This window comes from Streptomyces sp. NPDC053541 (genome assembly GCF_044544705.1).
Taxonomy (GTDB): domain Bacteria; phylum Actinomycetota; class Actinomycetes; order Streptomycetales; family Streptomycetaceae; genus Streptomyces.
The window spans coordinates 219,625-231,254 of record NZ_JBITXM010000012.1 but is presented as its reverse complement, the minus strand read 5'-3'; the positions used below and the strand labels follow the sequence as shown (position 1 = coordinate 231,254).

Genomic DNA, 11,630 nt, shown 5'->3' with positions numbered 1-11,630 from the left:
GTGCTCATGGACGCCGGAGGCACGGGCGTGGCGCTCACTGGAGCGGCCCGAAGCGGTAGCCGAAGCCGCGCAGGGTCTGGATGTAGCGGGGCTCCCCGGGGACGTCCTCGATCTTGTTGCGGAGCCGCCGGACGCAGGCGTCGACGAGCCGGGCGTCGCCGTGGAAGCTGTGCTCCCAGACGTGTTCGAGGAGCTGCTGGCGGCTGAAGACCTGCTCGGGGGCGGCGGTGAGGTGGAGCAGCAGCTTGAGCTCGGAGGGGGCGAGGGCGACCCGCTCGCCGTTCTTGGCGACGGTGAGGCCGGCCCGGTCGACGGCCAGTTCGCCGTGGAACTCCACGGCGGGCCGCCCGCCGCCCGGCTCCTCGATGCGGCGGAGCACGGCGCGGATGCGGGCCTCGATGACCTCGGTACGGGCGGGCTTGACGATGTAGTCGTCGGCGCCGGCCTCCAGGCCGACCACGACGTCGAAGTCGTCGCCGCGGGCGGTGAGCATGATGATCGGCAGCTGGCTGCTCTCGCGGACCCGGCGGCACACCTGGACGCCGTTCATGCCGGGCAGCATCAGGTCGAGCAGCAGCAGGTCGGGGCGGAAGTCGCGGAGCGCGGCGAGGCCGGCCTCGCCGGTGGCGGCGGTCCGCACCTCGTGTCCGCGGCGGCGCAGCCCGAGCTCGACGCCCTCGCGGACGGAGGGGTCGTCTTCGATCAGGAGCACGCGTGGCATCTGTGGTTCATCCCAGGGTCGGGGGCGGTCATCGGGGCCGCCCGGTAAGACGGCGGAGGCGGCCGGTCGCGTTCCCGATCAGGGCCCGCACCTCGGTGAGCCGCAGCGGCCGGGCCAGCAGGGCGAAGACGGCGCCGATCACGACGGCGCCGGCCAGGCCCGCCGGCACGGAGCCGGCCGGGGCGGCGAGGTCGGCGGTGAGCAGGCCGAGCCCGGCGGCGGGCACGGCGGCGGCGAGCAGCCGGACCAGCGCGGCCCCCGCCCCGGTGCCCTCGGGGCCCGTGACGCCCCTGAGCCGCCGGGACAGCACGTACGCGGTGAGTCCCCAGCCCGCCCACAGGGCGAGCGAGTAGCCGGCCGCCATGCCGGCGACCGCCCAGCGGGCCGGCAGGACGGCGTACGAGACGCCCGCGAGCAGCGCGTTCAGGCCGGCGATGACGAGGTTGAGCAGGAACGGGGTGCGGGTGTCGCGCAGCGCGTAGAAGGCGCGGGTGCACACGTACTGGCCGGACAGGGCGATCAGTCCGGGCGCGAGGGCCATCAGGATCCAGGCCATCGAGCGGACCGCGCCCGCGTCCGTCGCCCCGTACTGGAAGACGGTCGCCATCAGCGGCACGGCGAGCGCGAACAGCGCGCAGGCGGCGGGGACGACGGCGGCGGCCGTGGTGCGCTGCGCGTAGGCGACGTCCCGGCGCACGCCCGCCAGGTCGCCGTCGGCGGCGGCGCCGCTCATCCGCGGCATCAGCGCGGTGACGAGGGCGACGGTGACGATGCCGTGCGGGACGGCCCACAGCAGGTAGGCGTTGTTGTACGCGCTGAGCCCGGCGCCCTCGGCGCGCTGGCCGGCCGCCGTGGCGACCTTCGTCGTCACCCAGTACGCGGCCTGGTTGGTGAGCACGAGCAGCACCAGCCAGCCGGCCGCGCGCAGCGGCGCGGTGAGCCCGCTGCCGCGCCAGTCGAAGCGGGGGCGCCAGCGGAAGCCGGCGGCGCGCAGCGAGGGCAGCAGTCCGAGGGCCTGCACGGCGATGCCGGCGGTGGTGCCCCAGCCGAGCAGCGCGGTCTCGCCGGGGGTCAGGCCGCCGCCGTCGGACACGACGAGGAAGAGCGCGAAGACCCCGATGACGACGAGGTTGTTGAGGACCGGCGCCCACATCATGGCGCCGAACCGGCCGCGCGCGTTGAGCACCTGCCCGAGCAGGGTGAAGAGGCCAAGGAAGAGGATCTGCGGCAGGCAGGAGCGGGCGAAGGCGATGGTCGTGTCGCGCTGCGCGCCGGTGTAGTCGGTGTAGCCGTCGACGATCGCGGGCGCGGCGAGCACGGCGACCGCGGTGAGGACGGTGAGGGCGAGCACGCAGAGGGTGAGCAGCCGGTCGGTGTAGGCGGCGCCGCCGTCCTCGTGCTCCTTGGCGGCCTTGACGAGTTCGGGCACGAAGACGGCGTTGAGGGCGCCGCCGAGCAGCAGCATGTAGACGATGGTCGGCACCGAGTTGCCGACCGCGTAGCCGTCGGCGACGAAGCCGGTGCCGATGGCGGCCGCGACGACGGCCGAGCGCACGAAGCCGGTGGCGCGGGAGACCAGCGAGCCGGCCGCCATGAGCGCGCCGCTGCGGGCCACCGACGGCGCCTTCGCGGTCCTGGCGCCCTCCGTGACCGCCGTGGCCGTCATCGGCGGGCCAGGTACGCCTGGAAGGCGCGGTACAGCGTGTGGTTGGTCGTGCCGGGCAACGGAATCTCCCACTCCCCCAGGGTTTCGACGACCTGTCCGCCGGTGCCGAGCTTCCAGCGCAGCAGCCCGTGGGCGCGGTCGTCCGGGTCGAGGGTGGAGGGTACCCCGCGCAGGTCGTAGACGTCGGCGCCCAGCGCGTGGGCGTCGAGCAGCATGCGCCACTGCAGGGCGTTGGAGGGGCGGACCTCGCGGCGGTGGTCGGCGGAGGCGCCGGTCTGGTACCAGACCCGCCGGCCTACGGTGATCATGGTGTGGGCGGCCAGGATCTCGCCCTCGTGCCGGGCGAGGTAGAGCTTCATGCGGCCGGGGTGCTCGGCGTTGAGGACGGCGTACTGGCGCTCGTAGTACGCGAGCGAGCGGCCGAGCCGGAACCCGTCCCGTTCCTCGGTGACGCGCAGCAGGCGGTGGAACTCGGGCAGGTCGGCGGCGGATCCGACGACGACCTCGACGCCGCTCTTGCGGGCCTTGCGGATGTTGCGCCGCCACTCCTGGTTGAGGCCGTTCCACAGGTCGTCGGCGCTGCGGCCGGTGAGCGGCACCTGGTAGACGTGCCGGGGCTGGGCGTCGGCGCCGTCCTCGGAGTCGCCGCCGCACTTGCGCCAGCCGCGGGCCCGCAGGCGTTCGGCGACGGCCGAGCCGAGCGGGTCGACCTCGCTGGCGAGGACGTCGCCGAGGCGCCGGCCGGGGCCGGTGTGCGCCTTGAGGGTGGCGGCGGTCCAGCGCCGGTAGGCGGGACCGGGGCCGATGCGTACGGCGAAGACGCCGGAGGCGCGCAGGTGCCGCAGCAGCGGGTCGAGCCAGCCGTCGAGGTCGGGGTCGGCCCAGTCGGCGACCGGCCCCTCGGGCAGGTAGGCGAAGTACTTGCGGGTGCCGGGGAAGGCGCGCAGCAGCACCAGGGCCACTCCGGTGAGCCGGCCGCCGTCGGGTCCCCAGCCGACGAGCTGGTGCGTCCAGCCCTCCTTCACCTGTGCCCAGGCGGGCAGTTGGAGGAAGCTGGGCCCGTCGGGGCCGGTGGCGCGGGTGGCGAGGAAGGCGCGGTACGCCTCGGGGGTGACCGGTCCGAGCCGTGGCGGCACGGCGGCGTGGGCGGGCGCGGGCGCGGGCGTCACGAGCAGCGCTGACACAACGGGGAGCCTCCTTGTTCCGCCCCGTCGGGGTGGGGCGCACAGCAGGCTCACAGCCGGTCTTGACCGGTCCGCGCGAGGAATGTGACCGGACGATGACCGTTCCTCTGCAGCCGCCGTCACATGGGCCGCGGGCGGCGCGCGGGCTGTGCCGGGCGGCCTACAGTCCGGGGCATCCCACTCCTTCCCGCTCCTCCCCGGAGGTCCGTCCCGTGCTGCGCACCGGCATACGCATCCCCCTGTTCCTCCTCACCGCCGTGGCGCTCACCGCCTGTTCGGCGGCGACGGCGGACGACGCCCCGCCCCGCTCCGCCGCCACGAAGGGCGCCCCGGCGAAGGTGACCGTGGTCCCGCCGGCGGCGGGCCGGCCGGTGAGCGTGACGGCGAATGGCGGGACGCTGGCCCGGGTGAAGGTCGTCGACAAGGACGGCACGGAGCTCACCGGCCGTACCGGCGCGGGCGGTTCCGCCTGGACCTCCGACCGCAAGGCCGCGCCCGGCACCTCGTACACGGTCGAGGTGGTCGCGCGCGGCTCCGGCGGCGCGGAGAGCACCTCGCGTTCCTCCTTCTCGACGCCGGGGGCCGACCGGGTCAACAAGCTGAGCCTGGCGCCCGGCAAGAACACCACGGTGGGCATCGCCCAGCCGCTGTCGATCGTCTTCGACCGTCCGGTGGCCAACAAGGCCGACGTGGAGCGCCAGTTGAAGGTCACCACCTCCAACGGCACGGAGGGCTCCTGGGGCTGGCTGACGGACTACTCGGGCAAGGACCGGGTGGACTGGCGGCCGAAGGACTACTGGAAGCCGGGCACCCGGGTCACCCTGGAGGCGACCCTGGACGGCACGGACTCGGGGCGGGCCGGCGGCTGGTTCGTGCGGGACTACCGCACCGCGTTCACCGTCGACACGACGGCCCGCGTGATCAGGGTCGACCTCGACCGCAAGAAGCTCAGCGTGGTGCGCAACGGGCGGGTGGTCACCACGATCCCGGTCTCCGGCGGCACGCCCGGCGGCGACAAGCGCTCCTGGCGGGGCACGGCCGTGCTGATGGCGAAGGAGGGCACGATCCGGATGAACTCGGAGACGGTCGGCCTCGGCGACGCCTACGACAAGCTGGTCGACTCCTCGATGCGGCTGACCTGGTCGGGCATGTACGCGCACGCGGCGCCGTGGAACGCGGCCTACTTCGGGCGCGCCAACAAGAGCTCCGGCTGCATCGGCATGAGCGACGCCGACGCCTCGGCCCTCTTCGCGACGGTCCGCCCCGGCGACCCCTTCGAGATCACCGGCGCGGACACCAAGGGCGTGGTCGCCGAGGGCAACGGCTACGGCGACTGGAACCTGTCGTGGGCCGACTGGCGGGCGAAGAGCGCGCTGCGCTAGGTCCTGTCCGGAAAGTGGCGTCGTTTGCCCGCAGGGCAGGGCTCGCGGTGTCTGGTGCGTGCGATCGCAAGGCGGATGTGGGGGTACCTCCCCGGCCGCCAGGCCGAGGGGGCGGAGACATGGCTTGCCATGGCGACCGACGACAACGCGGCGTGGGGGCACCTCCCGTGCCCGCAGGGCTACGGGGGAGTGCGTGCCAGGCGCCGCGAGCCAGGCGAAACTTTCCGGACAGGGCCTAGGCCGTTTCCTTCGGATCAGGCCGGATCCGGGGGCACCTCCCGTGCCCGAAGGGCTACGGGGGCGAGCGCCCGGCAAGACCCGGAAGAGACGGCCTAACGCGGCGCGGCCGTCATCTCCCAGACGAGGACCTCCGCGTCCGCCGTCGCGAGCATCGCCAGGTCCTTCTCCGCCGTGACCCGGGCCGCGTCGCCGGGTGCCAGCTCCTCGCCGGCGATCCGTACGGTGCCGCGCACCGCGTGCACGTAGAGGTGGTCGGCGTCCGGGAGCGCGGTGCGCTCGCCCTGTTCCAGGCGGCGGACGTGCAGCAGCGCACCCGCTTCCGGGAGGGCGTACGGGGTGGCGTCCGCGATGCCGCGGACGATCTCGTACGAGGGCTCGCCGCCCGGGTCCAGCGGGGCCAGCCACATCTGCACGAAGACCAGCGGGTCCGGCCCGTCGTTGCGCTCCACGTGCCGGACGCCGGAGGCCGAGCCGAGCCGCTGGAGGTCGCCGGGGCGCACCACGGTGGCGTGGCCGGCCGAGTCGCGGTGGGTCAGCTCGCCCTCGACGACCCAGGTGACGATCTCGGTGTGGCTGTGCGGGTGCTCGTCGAACCCGGCGCCGGGCGCGAGCCGCTCCTCGTTGCAGGCGAGCAGCGCGCCGAAGCGCAGGTTGTCGGGGTCGTAGTGGCTCCCGAAGGAGAAGGCGTGCCGGGTGTCGATCCCGGCCTCCGGGTCACCGCCGGGGTACCGCTCCCCGCCGCGCTGGATGCGTATCACGACGGCAACGGTAGCGGGAGCGGTGTCCCGGCGGCCGGGGTCCGGGCGGACGCGGTGGCCGGAACGGCCCGGGACAAAACCCCGGATAGCGCGATCCGTACCGGTGTGGACAGGCCATCGGCGTCCGGGACAGCCGGGACGCGTTGAGGCCCGCCGGGCCGCGGCGGGAGGGTCGGTGCCGGGCCGCCCGACCCGGCCGGCCCGGTTCGCACCCGCTCCAGGAGGACCGATGAAGAAGCGTCTCGCCCTGTTCGCGCTCCCGGCGGCCGCCGCTCTGGGCGTGCTCATGACGGGCGTCGCGGAGGCCGCGACGATCACCCTGTCCGGATCGAGCACCTCCGGGAACAGCTCGATCTCCGGCAGCTACACCTACTACCAGGACGGCACGGCCGGCGGCCGCCCCAAGTACGACGGCAACTTCAGCAGCGTGCGGCTCACGGACCACATCTCCGGCAACGGGCTCGGCGCGGCGATGGTCCTGGAGTACGACGAGTGGAAGAACGGCGCGTGGGGCCACGTGTACCCGTACATCGCGCGCACCGGCAGCAGCGGCACCACGTCGTGGAGCTTCGGGGACAAGGCCAACATCAGGGTGTGGGTCTGCGACTACAACAGCGCCGGCGACTGGATCAACTGCAACCGCCGGGTGTGACCGGGCGGGACCGCGCGTGACGGGCGGGGTGCCCTCCGGGGCGCTCCGCCTGCGCGCTTCCGGCCCCGCCCCCGCACGCGGCCGTCCCGATAAGGCAGTCTTGTCCCCGTGTCTGAACCCGTGAACGCCGCTCACCCGCATGCCGCGACCCTGAAGCGCCTGGAGCAGTCCTCCGGGCGGCTCGCCGCCAGCGCCATTGCCCGCATGGACGAGACGCTGCCGTGGTACCGGGCGATGCCGCCCGAGAACCGGTCGTGGATCGGTCTGGTCGCGCAGGCCGGCATCGCCGCGTTCACCGAGTGGTTCCGGCACCCGGAGACCCCGCAGGCGATCTCCACCGACGTCTTCGGCACCGCACCGCGCGAGCTGACCCGGGCGATCACGCTGCGGCAGACCGTGGAGATGGTGCGCACCACCATCGAGGTCATGGAGTCGGCGATCGAGGAGGTCGCGGCGCCGGGCGACGAGAGCGTGCTGCGCGAGGCGCTCCTCGTGTACGCGCGGGAGATCGCCTTCGCGACCGCCCAGGTGTACGCGCAGGCCGCCGAGGCCCGCGGCGCCTGGGACGCCCGGCTGGAGTCGCTGGTGGTGAACGCGGTGCTGTCCGGCGAGGCCGACGAGGGCGCCGTGTCCCGGGCCGCCGCGCTCGGCTGGAACTCTCCGGAGCACGTGTGCGTGGTGCTCGGCACCGCCCCCGACGGCGACAGCGAGCTGACCGTGGAGGCGATCCGGCGGGCCGCCCGGCACGCCAAGCTCCAGGTGCTCACCGGGGTCCTCGGCGACCGCCTGGTCGTCATCGCCGGCGGCAACGACAACCCGCTGGCCGTGGCGAAGGCCCTGATCGGGCCGTACGCGGCCGGGCCGGTGGTGGCCGGCCCCGTGGTCCCCGACCTGCTCGCGGCGACCCGCTCCGCGCAGGCCGCGGCGGCCGGCCTGAAGGCCTGCTCGGCCTGGCAGGACGCGCCGCGGCCGGTGCTCGCGGACGATCTCCTGCCGGAGCGCGCGATCGCCTCCGACCCTTCCGCGCGCGAGCAGCTGGTGGAGGAGATCTACAGACCGCTGGAGGAAGCGGGCTCGGCGCTGCTCGAAACGCTCAGTGTCTACCTGGAGCAGGCGAGCAGTCTGGAGGGCGCGGCGCGCATGCTCTTCGTCCACCCGAACACCGTGCGCTACCGGCTCCGACGTGTGACCGACGTCACCGGCTGGTCGCCTTCCGACGTGCGCTCGGCCTTCACCCTGCGGATCGCCCTCATTCTCGGGCGCTTGGCCGACGCCGAGACGCAGTCCTAGACTTTTGTCGAACACCAACAATTCCCCCGACGGTTCTTCGTCCTTGTCCCCACGGGCGTCCGGGACCGTCCCCAAGAGAGAGTGTGAGGGTGCTCGTACTCGTCGCTCCCGGCCAAGGCGCCCAGACGCCCGGCTTCCTGACTCCCTGGCTCGAACTTCCCGGTGCCGCCGACCGCGTCGCCGCGTGGTCCGAGGCCATCGGGCTCGACCTTGCCCACTACGGCACGAAGGCCGACGCGGACGAGATCCGCGACACCGCCGTGGCCCAGCCGCTGCTGGTCGCGGCCGGTCTGCTGTCCGCCGCCGCCCTCGGTGAGGGCATCGACCTCGCGCCCGGCGCGGTCGCCGGCCACAGCGTCGGCGAGATCACCGCGGCCGCCTTCGCGGGCGTCCTCGACGACGTCGCCGCGCTGCGCCTGGTCCGCACCCGCGGCCTGGCGATGGCCGAGGCCGCCGCGGTCACCGAGACCGGCATGTCGGCGCTGCTCGGCGGCGAGCCCGAGGTGGTCGTCCCGCACCTCGAGAAGCTCGGCCTGACCCCGGCGAACGTGAACGGCGCCGGCCAGATCGTCGCCGCCGGCACCATGGAGCAGCTGGCCGCCCTGGCCGAGGACAAGCCCGAGGGCGTCCGCCGGGTGATGCCGCTGAAGGTCGCCGGCGCCTTCCACACGCACCACATGGCCCCGGCCGTCGCCGCCCTGGAGCAGGCCGCCGCGGAGCTGTCCCCGGCCGCCCCGGCCACCGCGTACGTCTCCAACAAGGACGGCCGGGTCGTGACCGGCGGCGACGAGGTCGTCGCCCGCCTGGTCGGCCAGGTCGCCAACCCGGTCCGCTGGGACCTGTGCATGGAGACCTTCCAGGAGCTCGGCGCGACGGCGCTGATCGAGGTGTGCCCCGGCGGCACCCTCACCGGCATCGCCAAGCGCGCCCTGCCCGGTGTCCGCACCGTGGCGCTGAAGACCCCGGACGACCTCGACGCGGCCCGCACGCTCGTCGCTGAGACGGCCACGGCCTGACAAGGAGTGTCGACAAGCATGGCGAAGATCAAGCCCAGCAAGGGCGCCCCGTACGCGCGCATCCTCGGGGTCGGCGGCTACCGCCCGACCCGTGTGGTGCCCAACGAGGTCATCCTGGAGAAGATCGACTCGTCGGACGAGTGGATCCGCTCGCGTTCCGGCATCGCGACCCGCCACTGGGCGTCTCCCGAGGAGACCGTCACCGCGATGTCGGTGGAGGCCTCGGGCAAGGCCATCGCCGACGCGGGGATCGACCCCGAGCAGATCGGCGCGGTCATCGTCTCGACGGTGTCGCACTTCAAGCAGACCCCGGCCGTGGCCACCGAGATCGCCGACAAGATCGGCTCCGGCAAGCCCGCCGCCTTCGACATCTCCGCCGGCTGCGCGGGCTTCGGCTACGGCCTCACCCTCGCCAAGGGCATGATCGTCGAGGGTTCGGCCGAGTACGTGCTGGTCATCGGCGTCGAGCGGCTGAGCGACCTGACGGACCTGGAGGACCGCGCGACGGCCTTCCTGTTCGGCGACGGCGCCGGCGCGGTCGTCGTCGGCCCCTCCGACGAGCCGCACATCGGCCCCACCGTGTGGGGTTCGGAGGGCGACAAGTCCGAGACCATCAAGCAGACCGTGCCGTGGAACGAGTTCCAGGTCGGCGACGTGTCGAAGCTGCCCCTCAACGAGCGGGGCGAGATCAAGTTCCCGGCCATCACGCAGGAGGGCCAGGCGGTCTTCCGCTGGGCCGTCTTCGAGATGGCCAAGGTCGCCCAGCAGGCGCTGGACGCCGCCGGCATCTCGGCGGACGACCTGGACGTCTTCATCCCGCACCAGGCCAACATGCGGATCATCGACTCGATGGTGAAGACGCTCAAGCTGCCGGAGCACGTCACGGTCGCCCGTGACGTGGAGACCACCGGCAACACCTCGGCCGCCTCGATCCCGCTCGCGATGGAGCGGCTCCTGGCGACCGGAAAGGCCAAGAGCGGCGACACGGCGCTCATCATCGGCTTCGGGGCGGGTCTCGTCTTCGCCGCGACGGTCGTTACTCTCCCCTAGGCACTCCGGATCATCCGGAAGTCCCTTTCTTCAGAACACACCAGAAGGAGCGCCACCATGGCCTTCACCCAGGAAGAGATCGTCGAGGGTCTCGCGGAGATCGTGAACGAGATCGCCGGCATCCCGGTCGAGGACGTTCAGCTCGACAAGTCCTTCACCGACGACCTGGACGTCGACTCGCTGTCCATGGTCGAGGTCGTCGTGGCCGCCGAGGAGCGCTTCGAGGTCAAGATCCCGGACGAGGACGTCAAGAACCTCAAGACCGTGGGCGACGCGACCAGCTACATCCTCGACCACCAGGCCTGATCCGGGCCCAGCCGGTCCGTACCGGCTGAACCGGTCCGCCACCCAGCGGTGGCGCCGTTTTTCGACCATCACACACATGGAGAAAGAATTCCTGTGAGCTCGACCAATCGCACCGTGGTCGTCACCGGTATCGGCGCAACCACTCCGCTGGGTGGCGACTCCGCTTCGACCTGGGAAGGTCTCCTCGCGGGCCGCTCCGGCGTCCGTCCCCTGGAGGGCGAGCGCTTCGCCGAACTGCCCGTGCGGATCGCCGCGCAGGCCGCCGTGGACCCGTCCGAGGTGATTCCCCGTCCGCAGGCCCGCAAGCTGGACCGCTCGGCGCAGTTCGCGCTGATCGCGGCCCGCGAGGCGTGGGCCGACGCGGGCTACACCGGCCCGGCCGGCGAGGACGAGAAGATCGCGCCCGAGCGGCTCGGCTCGGTCATCGCCTCCGGCATCGGTGGTGTCACCACCCTGCTCGACCAGTACGACGTGCTGAAGGAGTCCGGCGTGCGCCGGGTCTCCCCGCACACCGTGCCGATGCTCATGCCCAACAGCCCCTCCGCCAACGTCGGTCTGGAGGTGAACGCCCGGGCGGGCGTGCACACCCCGGTCTCCGCGTGCGCGTCGGGCGCCGAGGCCATCGGCTACGCCATCGAGATGATCCGCACCGGCCGTGCCGACGTGGTCGTCGCCGGTGGCACCGAGGCGGCGATCCACCCGCTGCCCATCGCGGCCTTCGCCAACATGATGGCGATGTCCAAGAGCAACGACGAGCCCGAGAAGGCCTCGCGCCCCTACGACAAGGCCCGGGACGGCTTCGTCCTCGGCGAGGGCGCGGGCGTGATCGTGCTCGAGTCCGAGGAGCACGCGAAGGCGCGCGGCGCGAAGATCTACTGCGAGGCGCTGGGCCAGGGCCTGTCGGCCGACAGCCACCACATCGCGCAGCCCGAGCCGACCGGCCGGGGCATCGCGGAGGCGCTGCAGAACCTGCTCGACGCCTCGGACCTCAAGCCGTCCGAGGTCGTCCACCTGAACGCGCACGCCACGTCGACCCCGCAGGGCGACGTCGCCGAGATCAAGGCGCTGCGCAAGGTGCTGGGCGACGACCTCGGCCACGTCGCGATCTCCGCGACCAAGTCGATGACCGGTCACCTGCTCGGCGGCGCCGGCGGCATCGAGACCGTCGCCACGGTCCTCGCGCTGCACCACCGGGTCGCCCCGCCGACCATCAACGTCGAGGACCTCGACCCCGAGGTCGACGCGGACATCGTGCGCGACGAGCCGCGCGAGCTGCCGCAGGGCACGATCGCCGCGATCAACAACAGCTTCGGCTTCGGCGGCCACAACGTGGTCCTGGCGTTCCGCTCGGTCTGATCGCCCGTC

Annotated in this window: 11 protein-coding genes; 7 read left to right on the top strand and 4 right to left on the bottom strand. The window is 73.1% G+C overall.

Features of this window, described 5'->3' with window-relative positions:
- Positions 1–34: 34 nt before the first annotated feature.
- The 3 genes from ACIGW2_RS29685 to ACIGW2_RS29675 are packed head-to-tail and all read right to left on the bottom strand — an operon-like array spanning position 35 to position 3,571.
- Positions 35–721 carry a response regulator gene (locus ACIGW2_RS29685; RefSeq protein ID WP_391654312.1) on the bottom strand — a complete coding sequence of 229 codons (687 nt, stop codon included), beginning with the start codon at positions 719–721 and terminating at the stop codon, positions 35–37.
- A gap of 28 nt (positions 722–749) precedes the next feature.
- Positions 750–2,387, bottom strand: coding sequence for a murein biosynthesis integral membrane protein MurJ (gene murJ, locus ACIGW2_RS29680; protein ID WP_391654310.1), 1,638 nt, complete (start codon positions 2,385–2,387; stop codon positions 750–752).
- Positions 2,384–3,571 (bottom strand): lipid II:glycine glycyltransferase FemX, encoded by a 1,188-nt coding sequence (locus ACIGW2_RS29675; RefSeq protein WP_399847026.1) that lies wholly within the window; start codon positions 3,569–3,571, stop codon positions 2,384–2,386. Before ACIGW2_RS29675 ends, murJ begins: the two co-directional genes overlap by 4 nt.
- A 212-nt stretch (positions 3,572–3,783) precedes the next feature.
- Between ACIGW2_RS29675 and ACIGW2_RS29670 the strand changes: the two genes are divergently transcribed.
- The gene (locus ACIGW2_RS29670) at positions 3,784–4,953 is read left to right on the top strand and encodes an Ig-like domain-containing protein (protein WP_399847024.1); all 1,170 of its coding nucleotides are present in this window, start codon (positions 3,784–3,786) and stop codon (positions 4,951–4,953) included.
- Between the two features lie 332 nt (positions 4,954–5,285).
- Here ACIGW2_RS29670 and ACIGW2_RS29665 read toward each other — a convergent pair whose 3' ends face one another.
- Positions 5,286–5,951, bottom strand: a complete 666-nt coding sequence (locus ACIGW2_RS29665; RefSeq protein WP_399847023.1) for a pirin family protein — start codon at positions 5,949–5,951, stop codon at positions 5,286–5,288.
- A 229-nt stretch (positions 5,952–6,180) separates the two neighbouring features.
- Here ACIGW2_RS29665 and ACIGW2_RS29660 point away from each other — a divergent pair, with 229 nt between their 5' ends.
- The 6 genes from ACIGW2_RS29660 to fabF all read left to right on the top strand — a co-directional run bounded on the left by ACIGW2_RS29660 (position 6,181) and on the right by fabF (position 11,621).
- Positions 6,181–6,603, top strand: coding sequence for a hypothetical protein (locus ACIGW2_RS29660; RefSeq protein WP_391654306.1), 423 nt, complete (start codon positions 6,181–6,183; stop codon positions 6,601–6,603).
- Between the two features lie 108 nt (positions 6,604–6,711).
- Positions 6,712–7,893 (top strand): fatty acid biosynthesis transcriptional regulator FasR, encoded by a 1,182-nt coding sequence (gene fasR / locus ACIGW2_RS29655; protein WP_356063093.1) that lies wholly within the window; start codon positions 6,712–6,714, stop codon positions 7,891–7,893.
- 89 nt (positions 7,894–7,982) lie between these two features.
- Positions 7,983–8,909, top strand: a complete 927-nt coding sequence (locus tag ACIGW2_RS29650) for an ACP S-malonyltransferase (protein ID WP_356063090.1) — start codon at positions 7,983–7,985, stop codon at positions 8,907–8,909.
- A gap of 18 nt (positions 8,910–8,927) precedes the next feature.
- The gene (locus ACIGW2_RS29645) at positions 8,928–9,959 is read left to right on the top strand and encodes a ketoacyl-ACP synthase III (RefSeq protein WP_356063087.1); all 1,032 of its coding nucleotides are present in this window, start codon (positions 8,928–8,930) and stop codon (positions 9,957–9,959) included.
- A 57-nt stretch (positions 9,960–10,016) separates the two neighbouring features.
- A complete protein-coding gene (locus ACIGW2_RS29640; protein WP_356063084.1) occupies positions 10,017–10,265 on the top strand; it encodes an acyl carrier protein in 249 nt (82 codons plus the stop codon).
- A gap of 93 nt (positions 10,266–10,358) precedes the next feature.
- The gene (fabF, locus tag ACIGW2_RS29635) at positions 10,359–11,621 is read left to right on the top strand and encodes a beta-ketoacyl-ACP synthase II (RefSeq protein WP_391654304.1); all 1,263 of its coding nucleotides are present in this window, start codon (positions 10,359–10,361) and stop codon (positions 11,619–11,621) included.
- Positions 11,622–11,630 lie beyond the last annotated feature (9 nt).